Source organism: Pseudonocardia sp. P-1, from assembly GCF_058111925.1.
Window position 1 is genome coordinate 1,634,526 of record NZ_CM176614.1, and the last position, 17,583, is coordinate 1,652,108.

The 17,583-nt window shown below is 75.2% G+C and carries 12 protein-coding genes; 1 reads left to right on the forward strand and 11 read right to left on the reverse strand.

Translation table 11 applies throughout. From position 1 onward, the window contains the following. Positions 1-49: 49 nt before the first annotated feature. From AC0GKK_RS07880 to AC0GKK_RS07910, 7 genes are all read right to left on the reverse strand, one after another. Complete coding sequence (locus AC0GKK_RS07880; RefSeq protein ID WP_405418625.1) at positions 50-2,449, reverse strand: [protein-PII] uridylyltransferase; 2,400 nt, start codon at positions 2,447-2,449, stop codon at positions 50-52. Positions 2,450-2,587: 138 nt separating this feature from the next. Beyond that, complete coding sequence (locus AC0GKK_RS07885) at positions 2,588-2,926, reverse strand: P-II family nitrogen regulator (RefSeq protein ID WP_062401001.1); 339 nt, start codon at positions 2,924-2,926, stop codon at positions 2,588-2,590. Between the two features lie 3 nt (positions 2,927-2,929). Then, positions 2,930-4,189, reverse strand: coding sequence for an ammonium transporter (locus tag AC0GKK_RS07890; protein ID WP_237454072.1), 1,260 nt, complete (start codon positions 4,187-4,189; stop codon positions 2,930-2,932). 289 nt (positions 4,190-4,478) lie between these two features. Next, a complete protein-coding gene (gene ftsY / locus AC0GKK_RS07895; RefSeq protein WP_489883493.1) occupies positions 4,479-6,182 on the reverse strand; it encodes a signal recognition particle-docking protein FtsY in 1,704 nt (567 codons plus the stop codon). Positions 6,183-6,238: 56 nt separating this feature from the next. Next, positions 6,239-9,844: a chromosome segregation protein SMC gene (gene smc / locus AC0GKK_RS07900; RefSeq protein WP_489883494.1), complete on the reverse strand. Its 3,606-nt coding sequence runs from the start codon at positions 9,842-9,844 to the stop codon at positions 6,239-6,241. Between the two features lie 79 nt (positions 9,845-9,923). Further along, positions 9,924-10,340 carry a VOC family protein gene (locus tag AC0GKK_RS07905; RefSeq protein WP_308818454.1) on the reverse strand — a complete coding sequence of 139 codons (417 nt, stop codon included), beginning with the start codon at positions 10,338-10,340 and terminating at the stop codon, positions 9,924-9,926. Between the two features lie 62 nt (positions 10,341-10,402). Next, positions 10,403-10,693, reverse strand: coding sequence for an acylphosphatase (locus AC0GKK_RS07910; protein ID WP_405418629.1), 291 nt, complete (start codon positions 10,691-10,693; stop codon positions 10,403-10,405). Positions 10,694-10,715: 22 nt separating this feature from the next. On the opposite strand from AC0GKK_RS07910, the gene AC0GKK_RS07915 reads away from it, so the two are divergent. After that, a complete protein-coding gene (locus AC0GKK_RS07915) occupies positions 10,716-11,513 on the forward strand; it encodes a CAP domain-containing protein (protein WP_489883495.1) in 798 nt (265 codons plus the stop codon). Positions 11,514-11,520: 7 nt separating this feature from the next. Here AC0GKK_RS07915 and AC0GKK_RS07920 read toward each other — a convergent pair whose 3' ends face one another. From AC0GKK_RS07920 to kdpB, 4 genes are read right to left on the reverse strand one after another with little or no spacing between them, the layout of a single operon-like run. Next, a complete protein-coding gene (locus AC0GKK_RS07920; RefSeq protein WP_489883496.1) occupies positions 11,521-12,234 on the reverse strand; it encodes a response regulator in 714 nt (237 codons plus the stop codon). Then, positions 12,231-14,735, reverse strand: coding sequence for a sensor histidine kinase (locus AC0GKK_RS07925; protein WP_482636893.1), 2,505 nt, complete (start codon positions 14,733-14,735; stop codon positions 12,231-12,233). The genes AC0GKK_RS07920 and AC0GKK_RS07925 overlap by 4 nt, the downstream gene beginning before the upstream one ends. 20 nt (positions 14,736-14,755) lie before the next feature. Further along, the gene (locus AC0GKK_RS07930) at positions 14,756-15,367 is read right to left on the reverse strand and encodes a potassium-transporting ATPase subunit C (RefSeq protein ID WP_482636892.1); all 612 of its coding nucleotides are present in this window, start codon (positions 15,365-15,367) and stop codon (positions 14,756-14,758) included. Then, entirely contained in the window at positions 15,367-17,469 is a 2,103-nt protein-coding gene (gene kdpB / locus AC0GKK_RS07935) for a potassium-transporting ATPase subunit KdpB (protein ID WP_482636891.1), read from the reverse strand. The genes AC0GKK_RS07930 and kdpB overlap by 1 nt, the downstream gene beginning before the upstream one ends. Between the last annotated feature and the right edge of the window lie 114 nt (positions 17,470-17,583).

Sequence of the window (17,583 nt, forward strand, 5' to 3'; positions counted from 1 at the left end):
AGCATGATCGTCGCCGGGCCGCCGCTGTTGCAAGGCGACACGACCTGCGTCACGTCGTCGGTCGGGCCTCCCCGCGCCCGGCGGCCACCGTGAGGACCGCCTTCTCGATCTCGCTGCGGGCCGACAGGTCCGGGGACCCGCCGATGCCGAAGGAGTCGACGACCGAGGCGCCGAGGGTCTCGACCCGGGCCCAGACGAGGTCGACCCCGGTCCGTTCGAGCGCGGCGGTGACGTGGTGGAGCAGCCCGATGCGGTCGGTGCCGCGCAGCTCCAGCACGACCGCGCCGGTGGCCTCGTCGTCGAACCACAGCACCCGCGGCGGGGCGGTCCGTTCCACCTCCGGCGTCGACGGCGCGTAGTCGCGTTCCTTGCGGGCCAGCGCCTGCACCAGGTCCAGCGACCCGGCGCGCACCCGCACCAGGTCGGAGCGGACCAGCGCCGGGTCGGGCAGGCCGCCGAACCGCGGGGTCACCGCGAACGTCTCGACCGCGACCCCGTCGGACACGTTCACGTCGGCGGTGTGCACCTGCAGCGAGTGCAGGGCGAGCACCCCGGCGACGGCCGACAGCACCCCGCGCCCGTCCGGCAGCGCGACGGTGACCGACGCGACGTCGCCGTCGCCCGCGAAGCGGACCTGCGGCTCCCCCGCCACCGTGACGGCGTCGACCATCTCCCGGTGGGCCGGGTCCGGCGGGCCGGGCTCGACGAACGGACGGCCGTCGAGCGCGGACAGGCAGCGCCCGGCCAGCCCCTGGATCAGGGTGCGCCGCCACGGGCTCCAGACGCCGGGCCCGGTGCCGAGCGAGTCGGCCTCGGCCAGCGCGCCGAGCAGCTCGAGGAGCAGCGCCACGTCGGCGTCGCCCCGGCCGGTCGGTGCGACCGCCTCGCGCAGCGTCTCGAGCACCCGCGACACCGTCGCCGGGTCCTCCGGGTCGCGACGGGTCGCGGTGTGCGGCAGCAGCAGGTGGTGACGCACCATCGCCGCGAGCAGCACGAGGTCGCCCTCGCGCAGCCCGAGCCGCTCGCCGATCTGGCGGACCAGCGACTCCCCCACCACCGAGTGGTCACCCCCGCGGCCCTTGCCGATGTCGTGCAGCAGCGCGCCGACCAGCAGCAGGTCCGGGCGCGCGACCCGGGTGGTGAGCCGGGCGGCCTCGGCACAGACCTCGACGAGGTGGCGGTCGACGGTCCAGACGTGCGTGCGGTCCCGCGGCGGCAGGTCGCGGACGGCGCCCCACTCGGGGAACAGCCGCCCCCACAGCCCGGTGCGGTCCAGCGACTCGATCACCGCGACGGCGGCCTTGCCGGTCCCGAGCAGGGCGAGCAGCTCGGCCAGCGCGGTCCGCGGCCACGGTGCGCGCAGCTCCGGGGCGGTGTCGGCGAGCCGGGACAGAGTGCCCGCGGAGATCGGCAGCCCGGTGCGGGCGGCGGTGGCGGCGACCCGCAGCACCAGGGCCGGGTCCTTCGCCGCGGACGCGTCGCGGGCGAGCCCGACCTCCCCCGCGTGCTCGACGACGCCGGAGTCCAGCGGCCTGCGCACCGGCGGGCGGCGGAGCGCGGCGAGCCCCCGGCGGGGCAGCGCGTTGCGGGCCTGGCGCAGCCCGACCTCGGCCGCGAAGGCGACCGCGCGGGCCGCACCCGACAGGGCGCGGGCCAGGTCGAAACGGTCCCCGACGTCGAGGATCGTGGCGATGTCGTCGGCCTCCTGGGCGCGCAGGACGTCGCGGGCCCGGCCGGAGAGCCGGTGCAGCTCGGTGCGCACGTCCAGCAGCAGCGCACGGGCGGCGACGACGTCGGGCCCCGGCCGGTCGACGAGCTGGGCGGTGGCCAGGGCGTCGAGCAGCTGCACGTCCCGCAGGCCGCCGTGGCCGTTCTTCAGGTCCGGCTCGATGCGGTGGGCGACGTCGCCGTTGCGCCGCCAGCGGTCGGTGGTGGTGTCGACGATCTCGTCGAAGCGGCTGCGCATCCCGGCCCGCCAGGCCGCGCGGACGGCGTCGCGGACCTTCGCGGTGAGCGTCGCGTCCCCGGCGACGTGCCGCAGCTCCAGCAGCCCGAGGGCCGCCCGCAGGTCGGTCGCCGCGATCTGCACGGCCTGTCCGGGGGTGCGCACCGAGTGGTCGAGCCCGATCCCGGCGTCCCAGAGCGGGTACCAGAGCTTCTCCGCGAGCGCGTCGACGTCGGTCCGGCCGTCGTGCAGGAGCACGAGGTCGAGGTCGGACCAGGGGCACAGCTCGCGCCGGCCGAGCGCACCGACGGCCGCCAGCGCCGTCCCGCTGCCCTCACCGCCGACCCCGAGTGCCGCGCACCGGGAGGAGAGCCAGAAGTCGTGCAGGTCGACCAGCGCGGCCCGCAACGCCTCCGGGCCGTGGTGGTGCCGGCCGTTGGATTCCAGGAGGACCGATTTCGCCTTGACCAGGTCCGCCGCTTCGCCCGACCCGAGGACCGTCATCGCCCCGCGCCACCCGCTTCCTGTTCGTTCGAGTAGTCGACCGCATGCATGCCGTGATGTCCGATTCCAGTCCGGACGGCGGACGGCCCGCCGCACTCCGGGAAGGGAGCACGACGGGCCGTCGCGAGGGACCGTCGGTCAGATGGCGTCGGCGCCGCGTTCTCCGGTACGGACGCGGACCACGGTCTCGACCGGGGTCACCCAGACCTTCCCGTCACCGATCTTGCCGGTGCGGGCGGCCTCGACGACCGCGTCGACGACCTTGTCCTGCAGCGCGTCGTCGACCACGACCTCGACGCGGACCTTCGGCACGAAGTCGACCGAGTACTCCGCGCCCCGGTAGACCTCGGTGTGGCCCTTCTGGCGGCCGTAGCCCTGGACCTCGCTGATGGTCAGACCGAGCACGCCGATCTGCTCCAGGGCGCCCTTGACGTCCTCCAGGACGAACGGCTTGACGATGGCGGTCACGAGCTTCACGGGTCAGACCTCCTGCTTCGCGACGGGGGTGGCCTTCGCCTCGGTGGCCGGCTTCGGCGAGGAGCCGAGACCGCTGCCGCCGCGCAGGCCGGAGAACTCGTAGCCGGTCTCGGCGTGCTCCGCCTCGTCGATGCCGGCCTGCTCGGCCTCGTCCTCGACGCGCAGGCCCAGGGTGGCCTTGACGATGAAGGCGATGATCGCGGTCACGATGCCGCAGTAGACCAGCGTGGCGAGCGCGGCCACGGCCTGGCGCCAGAGCTGGTCGACGCCGCCGCCGTAGAACAGACCGTTGGTCTCGTCGGGGGCGATGTCGGTGGCGAAGAACCCGATGGCCAGGGTGCCCCAGAGGCCGGCGACGAGGTGGACGCCGACGACGTCGAACGAGTCGTCGTAGCCGAGCTTGTACTTCCAGCCGACCGCGTAGGCCGACAGTGCACCGGCGAGGACACCGATGGCGAGCGCGCCCAGCGGGGAGACCGAGGCGCAGGCCGGGGTGATCGCGACCAGACCCGCGACGATGCCGGAGGCGGCGCCGAGCGAGGTGGCCTTGCCGTAGCGGATCTTCTCGATCAGCAGCCAGCCGAGGATGGCGGCGGCCGTGGCGGCGATGGTGTTGGTGAAGGCGTAGGCGGCGGCCCAGTCGGCGGCACCGGACGACCCGGCGTTGAAGCCGAACCAGCCGAACCAGAGCAGACCGGCGCCGAGCATGACCATGGTGAGGTTGTGCGGGCGCATGGCCTCACGCGGCCAGCCGCGGCGCTTGCCCAGGATGATGCAGAGGACCAGGGCGGCCATACCGGCGTTGATGTGGACGGCGGTACCACCGGCGAAGTCGAGCGCGCCCAGCGAGGTGGCGATCCAGCCCTGCTCCAGGTCGAAGACCCAGTGCGCGATCGGGAAGTAGACCAGGACGGCCCACAGGCCGGAGAAGAGCATCCACGCGCCGAACTTCATGCGGTCGGCGGCGGCACCGGCGATCAGCGCGACCGTCAGGATCGCGAACATCGCCTGGAAGCTGACGAAGGCCAGCTGCGGCAGCGTCTCGGCGGCCTGGTCGTTCGCCAGGATCGCGGTGAGGCCGAAGTAGGCGAACGGGTCGCCCAGCAGGCCGCCGCCGAGGTCCGGGCCGAAGGTCATCGAGTAGCCGAACAGGATCCAGAGGACTCCGACGAGGCCCAGCGAGCTGAAGCACATCATCATCATGTTCAGCACGCTCTTGGACCGGGCCTGGCCGCCGTAGAACAGCGCGACCCCCGGTGTCATGAGCAGTACGAGCGCGGCGCTCGCCAGGATCCAGGCGGTGTCTCCGCCGTTGAGGGCCTCTGCAGGCACTGTTCCTCCCATGTCCGTCCATCTGGCTGACTGGGGAGGAAGAATGGTGATCGCGTGTTTCGCATTCGGCGCCTGTCCGTTTCGTAACGGTTAACAGGCGGCCGCGCCGGATGACGGTTGGGTTACCCAACCGGATCCGGAGGACCGAAGGTCATCCGAATGGTCCGGTTCGTGACGTGGCGCACGGTGCGGGCCGTCCGCGACGGCCCGCACCGTGACCTCAGTCGAGCAGTGCCTCGACGAACGCGGTGGGCTCGAACGGGGCCAGGTCGTCGGGGCCCTCACCGAGCCCGACGAGCTTGACCGGCACCCCCAGCTCGCGCTGCACGCGGAACACGATGCCGCCCTTGGCGGTGCCGTCGAGCTTGGTGAGCACCACCCCGGTGACGTCCACGACCTCACCGAACACCCGCGCCTGGGTCAGCCCGTTCTGGCCGGTGGTGGCGTCGAGGACGAGCAGGACCTCGTCGACCCGGGCCTGCTTCTCGACGACGCGCTTGACCTTGCCCAGCTCGTCCATCAGGCCGGTCTTGGTGTGCAGCCGGCCCGCGGTGTCGAGCAGGACGGCGTCGACCCCGTCGTCGGTGCCGCGCTTGACGGCGTCGAAGGCGACCGAGGCCGGGTCGGCGCCCTCGGGCCCGCGGACGACACCCGCACCGGAGCGCTCGCCCCAGGTGACGAGCTGCTCGGCGGCGGCGGCCCGGAAGGTGTCGGCCGCGCCGAGGGTCACCCGGTGCCCGCCCGCGACCAGCACCCGCGCGAGCTTGCCGGTGGTGGTGGTCTTGCCGGTGCCGTTGACGCCGACGACCAGCAGCACCGCGGGCCGCCCGTCGTGCGGCAGCGCGTGCACCGAGCGGTCCTGGCCGGTGCCGAGGGCCTCGACGAGCACGTCGCGCAGTGCGGCGCGGGCCTGCTCGGCGGTGCGGACGCCGCGGGTCGCGATCTGCTCGCGCAGCTTCTCGACGATCTCGGCGGTCGTCTCGGGGCCGAGGTCGGCCTGCAGCAGGGTGGCCTCGACGTCCTCCCAGGACTCCTCGTCGAGGTCGCCGGCGCCGAGCAGGCCCAGCAGGCTCTGGCCGAGCCCGGAGCGCGAGCGCGACAGCCGCCCGCGCAACCGGCCGATCCGGCCCTCGGCCGGGGCGATCTCCTCGGTGGGCGCGCCCGGGGCGACCGGCGCCTGCGGGTCCACCGTCGCCGGACGCGCGACCGGCTCGGTCGGGGCGCTCGGTGCGAGCTCCGGGCGTGCGACCGGCTCGGTCGGGGCACTCGCGGCGGGTGCGGCGGGCGGGGCCGGGATCTGCTCGGTGGTGCCGCCGTCGGGCGTCGCCACGGTCCCGGCGTCCCCGGAGGGGCCCTCGGGGCGGCGGAGCTGGCGGGTGGCCGGGTCCTTGCTGGCCTCGGCCGTGTCGATGACGCGGGCGTCCGGGGTGCCGGTGACGGTCCCGGTCTGCTCGGTGGGGACGGTCGGGCTGCTGGGCGGCGCGGTCGACGGGACCGGCGGGGCGGTGCTGACCGGGATGCCCCCGGGCGGGGTGCGGGCCTCGGTCGCCCCGTCGACGACGGGTGTGCCGCCGGGCGGGGTCCGGACCTCGTCGGCGGTCGGCGCGTCGGCGGCCTCGGCGGGCGGCGCCGGCGCGGCGGGGGTGGCGGGGGCCGGTGTGGCGGCGGTCGGGGCGTCGTCGCCGGGGGCGCGCGGGCGCTCGGGCGCGGTGGCCGTCCCGGAGGAGAACGCGAACCCGCCCCCGGCCTGGTAGCTGCCGCCGGTGCGCGGTGGCTCGTCCGTACCGGTCCCGAGCTCGCGCTGCTGCTCGTCGGACCGCAGGCTGATGCGCCGTCGGCGGGCGATCACCAGCCCGGCGACGACGGCGATCAGCAACACCGCCACGACGATCGCGACGACGATCCAGAGGGTCTGCGTGGTCACAACGCCACCCTGCCACGCCCGGCCGGCCCGCCGTGCAGGACGGGCCGGTCAGCCGGTCAGGAGGCGGGGCGCAGGCGCTGGGAGATGACCTGGGTGATGCCGTCGCCGCGCATCGAGACACCGTAGAGGGCGTCGGCGACCTCCATCGTCGGCTTCTGATGGGTGATGACGATGAGCTGGCTGGTGGTGCGCAGCTCCTCCATCAGCGAGATGAGCCGGCGCAGGTTGACGTCGTCGAGGGCGGCCTCGATCTCGTCGAGAACGTAGAACGGCGAGGGCCGGGCCCGGAAGATCGCGACGAGCAGCGCCATCGCGGTCAGTGAGCGCTCCCCGCCGGACAGCAGCGAGAGCCGCTTGACCTTCTTGCCCGGCGGGCGGGCCTCGACCTCGATGCCGGTGGTGAGCATGTCGTCGGGGTCGGTGAGCACGAGCCTGCCGTCGCCTCCGGGGAACAGCGTCGCGAACACGGTCTCGAACTCGGCGGCGACGTCGTGGTAGGCGGTGGTGAAGACCTCGAGGATCTTGTCGTCGACCTCGCGGACGACGGTGAGCAGGTCACGCCGGGTGTTCTTCAGGTCCTCGAGCTGGGTGGACAGGAACTTGTAGCGCTCCTCCAGCGCCGCGAACTCCTCCAGCGCGAGCGGGTTGACCTTGCCGAGCAGCGACAGGTCCTTCTCGGCCCGCTTGAGGCGGCGCTCCTGGGTGGGCCGGTCGAACGGGACCGGCGGCGGCGCGGAGACCTGCTCGCCGCGCTCGCGTGCGGCCTCGTACTCGGCGGTCTCGGCGGCCGACGGCGGCACCGGGACCTCGGGCCCGTACTCGGCGACGAGGTCGTCGACGCCGATGCCGTGGTCACCCAGGATCTTCTCGGTCAGCTGCTCCAGGCGCATCCGGGTCTGCTGGCGCACCATCTCGTCGCGGTGGACGGCGTCGGTGAGCTTCTCCAGCAGCGCGGTGAGCTTCGTCGTGGTGTCGCGGGCCTCGGTGTGGGCCCGCTCGCGTTCGGCGCGGGCGGCCTGGATCTCGTCGCGCTCGGCGGCCGCGGCGGCCAGGGAGCGTTCGATCCGCCCGGCGGCGACGTGCCCGGCGTCGACGACGAGCCGGGCGACCTCGGAGGCCCGCTCCCGTTCCGCGGCCGCGGCGGCGGCCCGGGACCGGGCGAGGCGCTCACCGTGCGCCTGGCGGCGCAGGGTCTCGGCGCGCCCGGCGATGGCGCGGGCCCGCTCCTCGGCGGTGCGCAGCGCGAGACGGCACTCGACCTCCTCGGAGCGGACCTGTTCGACCCGCTCGGCGGCCTCGTCACGCAGCTCGGTGTCGGGCTCGTCGTCGACCGGGGCGTCGGAGGCCAGCGACAGCTGGTGCTCGGCGGCCTCCAGCTCGATCAGTGAGTCCGACCGCCGCCGTTCGACGGTGTCGCGGCGGTCGCGCAGCCGCTCGGCCTCGGCGCGGGCGGAGGTGACGACCTGTTCGAGCCGCCCGAGCTGGGCGGCGGCGGCCGAGCGGCGCCGGTCGGCGTCGGCGACGGCGGCGCGGGCCGCGGTCAGGTCGGCCCCGCGGGCGGTCTCCTCGGCGCGGGCACCCTCGCAGGTGGGGCGCAGCGACTCCAGCTCGGCGTCGACGGCGTCGCGGGCGGTGACCGCGTCGTCGACGGCGGCCTGCAGCTGCAGCGCGCCCTCCCCGGCACCGGTGCCGCCGCGGGCGGCGTGCGCGGTGAGCAGGTCCCCCTCGGTCGTGACCGCGGTCAGCCCCGGCCGGGCCCCGACGGCGGTGGCCGCCGCGTCCAGGCCGTCGACGACGACCACCCCGGCCAGCAGCTCCCCCAGCGCCGGGGCGAGCGCGGGCGGGGCGGTGACGAGCGCGGCCGCCCAGCGCCCGGCGGGCGGGGCGCCCTCGGGGACCGGGACCGGCACCCGCCCGGCGGAGCGGTCGGCCCCCGCGGCCCCGGCGCCGACGAGCAGCGCGGCCCGGCCCGCGTCACCACGGCGCAGGGACCGCAGCGCGTCGGCCGCGGACACCATGGAGGCGACGGCGACGCCTTCGGCGAGCTCGCCCAGCGCCGCGGCGACCGCGGCCCGCCCGGACGGCTCGACCTCGACGAGCTCGGCGACGGCGCCGAGCACCCCGTCGTCGCCGGAGTCGAGCAGGGCGCCGGTGCCGTCACGGCGGACCAGGCCGACCTGCAGGGCGTCGACCCGGGCGCGCCAGTGCGCGCGGCGCTGCTCGGCGTCGCGTTCGGCGGCGACCAGCTCGGCGACCCGCTCGGCCGCGCTGCGGTGCGCGGCCTCGGCCTGCTCGACCCGGGCGGCGAGCGCGTCGGCGTCCGCGTCGTCCCCGGACACGCCGAGGGACTCCCGCGCGGTCTCCAGCTCGGCCTCGGCCTCGGCGGTGCGGGCGCCCGCCTCGGCGAGCGCCTCGGACAGCCGCTCGATCTCCTCCGCGGTCGCGGCGACGCCGGAGCGCAGCGCGTCGGCCTTCCCGGCGAGGGTGGCGATCCCCGCGCGACGGTCGGCGATGGCACGCACGGCGGCCAGGTGCTCGCGTTCGGCGGCGGCGAGGGTCCGCTCGCGCTCGGCCTTCTCGGTGACGGCCTCGTCGAGCAGGCGCCGGGCGTCGGCGACGGCGGCCACCAGCTCGTCCTCCTGCTCGGCGACCGCGTCGGCCTCGGCCTCGGTCTCGTCCGGGTCGCGGCCGGGGGTGCGCCCCGCCTCGGCCGAGGAGGTGAGGTGGCGGACGCGTTCCTCGGCGAGGCGCACGGTGCCGCGCAGCCGCTCGGCCAGTGCGGAGAGCTGGTACCAGGTGTCCTGGGCGACCTGCAGCCGCGGCGCGTCCGCGGCGAGCGCGGTCTCCAGCTCGTCCTGGCGCCCGCGGGCGACGTCGAGCTGCTCCTCGACCTCGGCGCGGCGGCGCCGGGCCTGCTCCTGGGACGCCTCCTCCCGCAGGGTCTCCTCGGACAGGGTCACGTAGTCGTCGGCGGCCAGGCGGAGCCGGGCGTCGCGCAGCTCGGTCTGCACGGCCTGGGCGCGGCGGGCGATCTCGGCCTGGCGGCCCAGCGGCTTGAGCTGGCGGCGCAGCTCGGCGGTGAGGTCGGTGAGCCGGGTGAGGTTGGCCTGCATCGCGTCGAGCTTGCGGAGGGCCTTCTCCTTGCGCTTGCGGTGCTTGAGGACCCCGGCGGCCTCCTCGATGTAGGAGCGGCGGTCCTCCGGCTTGGACTGCAGCACCCCGTCGAGCTGGCCCTGTCCGACGATGACGTGCATCTCCCGGCCGATGCCCGAGTCGCTGAGCAGCTCCTGCACGTCGAGCAGCCGGGCGCGGGAGCCGTTGATCTCGTACTCGCCGGCGCCGTCGCGGAACATCCGGCGGGTCACCGAGACCTCGGAGTAGTCGATCGGCAGGGCGCCGTCGGAGTTGTCGATGGTGAGGGTGACCTCGGCGCGGCCCAGCGCCGCCCGGCCGGACGTGCCGGCGAAGATCACGTCCTCCATCTTGCCGCCGCGCAGCGCCTTGGCGCCCTGCTCGCCGAGCACCCAGCTGATCGCGTCGACGACGTTGGACTTGCCCGAGCCGTTCGGCCCGACGACGCAGGTGATCCCGGGCTCCAGGCGCAGCGTGGTGGCCGAGGCGAAGGACTTGAAGCCCTTCATCGTCAGCGTCTTGAGGTGCACGGGCGGGGATCTCCAGGTGCGCGGGGGCGACCAGGGTAGCCGGGCGGGCCGCCGTGCCCGACGGCCCGCCCGCGCACCCTCAGGTGGTGGGGGCGGAGGCGTTGACCAGCCAGCGGACGCCGAAACGGTCGGTGAGCTGGCCGAACTCGTCTCCCCACATCTGCTTCTCCATCGGGACGTCGACGACGCCGCCCTCGGCGAGCCCGGCGAAGAAGCCACGCAGCTTGTCCGGGTCGTCGCCGGACAGGCTGACCGAGATGCCCGACGGCGGCCCCACCGGGCGCTGCGGGTCACCGTCGGAGGCCATCAGGGCGAAGCCGTCGGGGGTGCCGAGGTAGGCGTGCATGACGCCGTCCGGCGGGGGGACGGGGCCCTCGGCGCCCATGTCGCCGAAGGTCATGACCTGCAGCTCTCCGCCGAGCACGGAGCGGTAGAACTCCATCGCCTCCCGCGCCTGGTTCTCGAAGTGCAGGTAGGGGTTCATCTGGACGGGCATCGCGACCTCCCGGTGTCGGTGTGGGCACAGGTGTAGACCCCCGCACCGACAGAACTGAGCGGTCAGGCCTCGACGAACCCGGAGAATGCGCCGGACGGCTCAGCCCACTGCTCCGACACCGACGTCACCCGCCCCGGGGTGCCCCCGCCGCGCAGCAGGTCCAGCAGACGGTCACAGGCGGAGCGGTCACCCTCCGCGGTCACCGCGACCCGGCCGTCGGACAGGTTGCGGGCCTGGCCGACGAGGCCGAGCTCGAGCGCCCGCGACCGCGTCCACCAGCGGAAACCGACGCCCTGCACCTCCCCCTGGACCCACGCGATCAGCCGAACGGTCGAATCCGTGTTGCCACTCACAGTGCTGATACGTTACGCGGCCGTGACCCGACGACGCACACCGCGCGCCGCGAGCGCCGTGCTCGGCGGGGTGGGGGCCGGCGCCGTGCTGGCCATGGCCGCCCCGCTCGCCGCACCGGCGCTCACAGCAGTGGGCTCGCCCGACGCCGAACGACCCGGTGGACCGGTCTCCGACACCCGGCCGCTCCGGGCGGTCGGCGCCGCCTACGCGACGACGGCCCCGGCCCCGGCCGGTGACGGCGCCCCGGTCGACGGCGCCGCGCTCGTCCGCGGTGCGCTCGCCGCCGCCCCGGCCGACCCGGGCTCCTCCGCCCGGACCGCGCTCGACGCGCTCTCCGCGCACGAGGTGGCCACCGCCGCGGCCGCCACCGCCGAGCCCGTCACCGGCCGCGCCTCCGGGCCGGGCCCCGCCGCCCGTCCGGCGGTCCCGTCGGCGAGGGGCGCCGTGGCCGGGCTGTCCGGCGAGCTCGCCCGGGTCGTGGAGCTGACCAACGCCGAGCGGGCCGCCGCGGGCTGCGGTGCGCTGCGGGCCGACCCGCGGATCAGCGCGGCCGCCCAGGGCCACAGCGAGGACATGGCCGCCCAGGGCTACTTCGCCCACGACAGCCGCGACGGCCGGGACTTCGCCGACCGCATCACCGCGGCGGGCTACGGCTCCCCCGGTGCGGAGAACATCGCGATGGGCCAGCCGGACGCGGCGACCGTCGTGCAGGACTGGATGGAGTCCCCCGGGCACCGGAAGAACATCCTGGACTGCTCGCTGACCACGATCGGCGTCGGGCTGGCCGACGGGTACTGGACCCAGGACTTCGGCCGCTGAGGCCTGCTCAGCCGTCGAACCGGTACCCCATCCCCGCCTCGGTGATCAGGTACTTCGGCCGCGACGGCACCGGCTCCAGCTTGCGGCGCAGCTGGGCGAGGTAGACCCGCAGGTAGTGGGTCTCGGTGCCGTACTGCGGGCCCCAGACCTCGCGCAGCAGCCGCTTCTGCTCGACGAGCTTGCCGCGGTGGCGCACCAGCAGCTCCAGGATCCCCCACTCGGTCGGGGTCAGGTGCACCTCGGCGCCGTCGGTGCGTGCGACCGTCTTGGCGGCCAGGTCGACGGTGAAGTCCGCGGTGGTCACGACGGCCTCGCCGTCGACGGTCGACACGGCGGCGCGGCGCACCGCGGCCCGGAGCCGGGCCAGCAGCTCGGACATCCCGAACGGCTTGGCGACGTAGTCGTCGGCGCCGGCGTCGAGCGCCCGGACCTTGTCGGTGGAGTCGGTGCGCGCGGACAGCACGATCACCGGCACCGTGCTCCAGCCGCGCAGCCCCTCGACGACCTCGGTGCCGTCGAGGTCGGGCAGCCCCAGGTCGAGGACGACGACGTCCGGATGCCCGTCCGCGGCCGCCCGCAGCGCGGCCGAGCCGTCGGCGGCGACGAGCACCGTGTAGCCGTGCGCGGTGAGGTTGATCCGCAGCGCCCGCAGGATCTGCGGGTCGTCGTCGACGACGAGCACCCGCACCCCGTTCGCGGCGCCGCGCGCGGGCGCGTTCACGACGCCACCACGACGGCCGCGGCGGGCAGCGACACGACGACGGTGAGGCCCCCGCCGGGCGTGTCCTCGGCGGTGAGCTCTCCGTCCATCACCGCGGTCAGCCCGCGGGCGACCGACAGTCCCAGCCCGAGCCCGGCCACGGCGTCGCGGTCGCCGAGCCGCTGGAACGCCGCGAACAGCGCGTCCCGCTCGCGGGGAGCCACCCCGCGGCCGTGGTCGACCACCCGCAGCTCCACCCGGTCGGCGTAGGCGCTGGCCCGCAACACGACCTCGGACCCGCCGCCGTGGCGCAGGGCATTGTCCACGACGTTGGCGACGACCCGGTCCAGGAGCCCGGCGTCGGCGAGCACGTCGGGCACGTCCTCGCCGATCTCCAGCCGGACCCGGTCGGCGCCCTCCAGGCCGAGCAACGCGGTCGCGGCGACCTCGTCGTAGCCGACCGGGGCGAGCAGCGGGGTCACCGCGCCCGCGGCGAGCCGCGAGGAGTCGAGCAGGTTGTCCACCAGCGCGGTGAGCCGGTCCGCGGACTCCTCGACGGTGGCGAGCAGCTCGGCGCGGTCGGCGTCGTCGAGGGGCAGGTGCTCGTCGCGCAGGCTGCCCGCGGCCGCCTTGATCGAGGTCAGCGGGCTACGGAGGTCGTGCCCGACGGCCGACAGCAGCGCCCCGCGGGTCTCGTTGGCCGCCGCGCGCCGCTCGGCGTCGGCGGCGCCGGCCTCGGCACGCTGCCCGCGCAGCGCCAGCAGCGCCTGCCCGCCGACGACCTCCAGCAGCCTGCGATCCGCGGCGGCGAGGGTACGGCCGGTCCCGACCAGGTGCAGCCCCTCGGCGACGACGACGTCGACGTCGGCCTGGTCGGGCCGCGCGCAGTCCCCGGCGTCGCCGGTGCAGGCGACCCGGCGCCACACCCGGTCCTCGCCGCGTTCGAGCAGCGCGACCGACCGCAGCGCCCACCTCTCGCGGACCTTGTCCAGCAGCCGCGGCAACGGGTCGGAGCGGGTCAGCACGGTCCGCGCGAACGACGCCAGCAGCGCCGCCTCCGCCCGGGCCCGCGCGGCCTGCTCGGCGCGCCGCGCCGCCCGGTCGACGACCAGCGCGACGAGCACACCGACCAGCAGCATCGTCGCGACGGTGAGGACGTTGCCCGGGTCGGCGATGACCAGGGAGTACAGCGGCAGGGAGAGGAAGAAGTTCAGCAGCAGCCCGCCGAGCAGGGCGGCGAGCAGGGCCGGGCCGAGCCCGCCGGCGAGAGCGGCGAGCACGGTGGCGAGGAAGTAGAGGACGACGTCGGTGGACAGGTCCACCCACGGTGACAGGACGACGCCCAGCACCGTCGCGACGGCCGGGCCCGCGACGGCGACGACCCAGCCGAGCGCCTGGCGGGACGCGGGCAGAGCGGTGCGCAGTCGCGGCAGGCGCAGCGCACGACCGGCCTCACGGTGGGTGACCATGTGCACGTCGATCGGCCCGGACTCCTGCACGACGCGCGCGCCGATGCCCGGGTCGAACACCCGCGCCAGGCGCGAGCGACGCGACGTGCCGAGCACCACCTGGGTGGCGTTGGTGCCGCGGGCGAAGTCGAGCAGGGCGTCCCCGACCGACTCGCCGACGACGGTGTGGAACGACGCACCGACGCCCTCGGCCATCCGGCGCACCCGGTCGGCGGCGCCGACCTGGCCGCCGGACAGGCCGTCGCCGCGCAGCACGTGCACGGCCATCAGGTCCGCGCCGCCGGACCGTTTCGCGATCCGCGCCGCGCGCCGCAGCACCGTCTCCGACTCCCGTCCGCCGGTCAGCGCGACGACGACGCGCTCGCGGGTCTCCCAGATCTCGTCCACCTGCTTCTCGCTGCGGTAGCGGCGCAGCGCGGTGTCCACCTCGTCGGCGATCCACAGCAGGGCCAGCTCGCGCAGCGCGACCAGGTTGGGGACCCGGAAGTAGTGGGCGAGGGCGGCGTCGACCCTCTCCGCGGCGTAGATGTTGCCGTGGGCGAGTCTGCGGCGTAGCGCCTCCGGGGTGATGTCGACGATCTCGATCTGCTCGGCGGCGCGCACGACGTCGTCGGGCACGGTCTCCTGCTGCCGGGCCCCGGTGATCGTCGCGACGACGTCGCCGAGCGACTCCAGGTGCTGCACGTTGACCGTGGAGATGACGTCGATGCCCGCGGCGAGCAGCTCCTGCACGTCCTGCCAGCGCTTGGCGTTGCGCGAGCCGGGCGCGTTGGTGTGGGCCAGCTCGTCGACCAGCGCGACCTGAGGGCGGCGCGCCAGGACGGCGTCGAGGTCCATCTCCTCCAGCCGGGTGCCGTGGTGCTCCACGACCCGGCGCGGGACGACCTCCAGCCCGTCGAGCAGCGCGGCGGTGCGGTCGCGGCCGTGGGTCTCCACGACACCGACGACGACGTCGGTGCCGCGCCCGAGGCGGCGGTGGGCCTCGCCGAGCATGGCGAAGGTCTTGCCGACCCCGGGCGCAGCGCCGAGATGGATGCGGAGCTCACCCCTCATCCGGCCATTGTCGGCCCTGCTCACCCGCGCGCGTCCCGCACGGACAGGTTGAGTTCGGTGACGTTCACCCGCGGCTCCCCGAGGAACCCGAGGCTGCGCCCGGACGTCGCGGCGGCGACGAGCTCGCCGACGCGCGCGACGGGCAGTCCGGTGACCCGCGCGACGCGGCGCACCTGCAGGGCCGCGTACTCCGGGCTGATGTCCGGGTCGAGCCCGGACGCCGACGCGGTCACCGCGTCGGCCGGGACCGCCTGCGGCGCGACGCCCTCGCGGGCGGCGATCACCGCGCGGCGCTGCTGCACGGCGGCCAGCAGCCCGTCGTCGAAGCCGCCCTTGTTCGACCCGCCGGAGGTGGCGGTGTCGGCCGGGCCGAGACCGTCCTCGGCCTCCGCCGACGCCGCGGGCCGGGTGTGGAAGAACGGGTCGGCGGACGGGTCGGGCGCGACCGGGTCGATCCCGAGCAGCGACGACCCGGTGCCGCCCGGCAGCACCGAGCCCTCGGCCCGGGCCTCCAGGCCCGGGATCCGGGCGACGCCCCAGATCGCGAGCGGGTAGACGATCCCGCACAGGACCGTCATGACGAGGAGCACGCGCAGACCGGTGGCGGTCTGGCGGCGCAGGGTGGTGAGCATCAGATCCCCGGGACGAGACGGACGAGCAGGTCGATGAACGCGATCCCGGCGAACGGGGTGACGACCCCGCCGAGGCCGTAGACGAGCAGGTTGCGGCGCAGCAGCGACGCCGCCGACGACGGCCGGTACCGCACCCCGCGCAGGGCGAGCGGGATCAGCGCGACGATCACCAGCGCGTTGAAGATCACCGCGGAGAGGATCGCGGACTCCGGCGTCGCCAGGCCCATGACGTTGAGCAGCCCCAGCGACGGGTACAGCGCGACGAACATCGCGGGCAGGATCGCGAAGTACTTCGCCAGGTCGTTGGCGACGGAGAACGTCGTCAGCGCGCCGCGGGTGATCAGCAGCTGCTTGCCGATCTCGACGATCTCGATGAGCTTGGTCGGGTCGGAGTCCAGGTCCACCATGTTCCCGGCCTCCTTGGCGGCGGAGGTGCCGGTGTTCATGGCGACGCCGACGTCGGCCTGGGCGAGCGCGGGCGCGTCGTTGGTGCCGTCGCCGGTCATCGCGACCAGCCGACCGCCCTCCTGCTCGCGGCGGATGTAGGCGAGCTTGTCCTCCGGTGTGGCCTCGGCGATGTGGTCGTCGACGCCGGCCCGGGCGGCGATCGCGGCCGCGGTGCGCGGGTTGTCGCCGGTGACCATCACCGTGCGGATGCCCATCGTGCGCAGCTCGGCGAAGCGCTCGGCCATGCCGGGCTTGACGACGTCGGACAGCTCGATGACGCCGAGCACGCGGGCACCGCGCCCGTCCGGGGCGTCGGCGGCCGCGACGACCAGCGGGGTCCCGCCGGCGTCGGACACGGTCTCGACGATGCGGTCGACCTCGGCCCGGTCGGCGGCCTGAGCCCACTCCAGGACCGCGGCCGCGGCGCCCTTGCGGACGACCTCGCCGTCGAGGTCGATACCCGACATCCGGGTCTGCGCGGTGAACGGCACGAACTCCGCGACGGCCTCCGCGGCGTCGGCCTCGGGGGCGAGCCCGTGCTCGGACGCGCAGAGCTCGACGATGCTGCGACCCTCGGGCGTCTGGTCGGCCAGGCTCGACAACCGGGCCGCGCGGGCGAGCTCGTCGGTCCCCGTGCCGCCCACGCCGTGCAGCGCCGTGGCGCGACGGTTGCCGAAGGTGATGGTGCCGGTCTTGTCGAGCAGCAGCGTGTCGACGTCACCGGCGGCCTCGACGGCGCGGCCGGAGGTGGCGAGCACGTTGCGCTGCACCAGCCGGTCCATGCCGGCGATGCCGATCGCGGACAGCAGCGCGCCGATGGTGGTCGGGATCAGGCAGACCAGCAGCGCGGTGAGCACGAGCAGCGGGACCTGCGTGCCGGCGTAGGCGCTCATCGGGGCGATCGCGACGACCGCGAGCAGGAAGATGATCGTCAGGGCCGAGAGCAGGATCGTCAGGGCGATCTCGTTCGGCGTCTTCTGCCGGGCCGCGCCCTCGACGAGCGCGATCATCCGGTCGACGAAGGACTCCCCGGGCCGGGTGGTGATGCGCACGACGATCCGGTCCGACAGCACCGTGGTGCCGCCGGTGACGGCGCAGCGGTCGCCGCCGGCCTCCCGGATGACGGGCGCGGACTCGCCGGTGATCGCGGACTCGTCGACCGAGGCGATGCCGTGGACGACATCGCCGTCGCCGGGGATCGTCTCCCCCGCCTCGACGACGACGAGGTCGCCGAGGCGCAGCTGCGCGCCGGGGACCTGCTCCTCGGCGGCGTCGCGGTCGGCGGGCGAGTCGGTGACCAGCCTGCGGGCGACGGTGTCGCGCTGGGTGGCGCGCAGCGAAGCGGCCTGGGCCTTGCCGCGCCCCTCGGCGACGGCCTCGGCGAGGTTGGCGAACAGCACGGTGAACCACAGCCACACCGCGACGAGCACCGCGAACACGCTCGGGTCCGCGACGGCGAGCACCGTGACCAGCACGGACCCGACCCAGACGACGAACATGACCGGGTTGCGGGCCTGCACGCGCGGATCGAGCTTGCGCAGCGCCTCGGGCAGCGCCGCCAGCAGCTGGCGTGGGGCGAAGGCCCCTCCGGCGACGGGCGCGGGCGCCGGGCCGGACGTCTGCGGCCCGGTGGGTCGCTCGGTGGACACGGACACGGTCTCCTCCGGTCGAGGGGTCCCCCCACCGCCGTCCGCTCCGAGGGTCACTTTCGTAGCGCTGTAAGCCACGAAGGTTCCCCTGGGGGCACCGCCGGAGGCGGACGACGGGGT

Excerpts from the sequence above, each read along its gene's own strand:
- AC0GKK_RS07880 (WP_405418625.1), bottom strand. The coding sequence starts at position 2,449 with ATGACGGTCCTCGGGTCGGGCGAAGCGGCGGACCTGGTCAAGGCGAAA.
- AC0GKK_RS07890 (WP_237454072.1), bottom strand. The coding sequence starts at position 4,189 with ATGACACCGGGGGTCGCGCTGTTCTACGGCGGCCAGGCCCGGTCCAAG.
- AC0GKK_RS07930 (WP_482636892.1), bottom strand. The coding sequence starts at position 15,367 with ATGCTCACCACCCTGCGCCGCCAGACCGCCACCGGTCTGCGCGTGCTC.
- AC0GKK_RS07905 (WP_308818454.1), bottom strand. The coding sequence starts at position 10,340 with ATGCCCGTCCAGATGAACCCCTACCTGCACTTCGAGAACCAGGCGCGG.
- AC0GKK_RS07925 (WP_482636893.1), bottom strand. The coding sequence starts at position 14,735 with ATGAGGGGTGAGCTCCGCATCCATCTCGGCGCTGCGCCCGGGGTCGGC.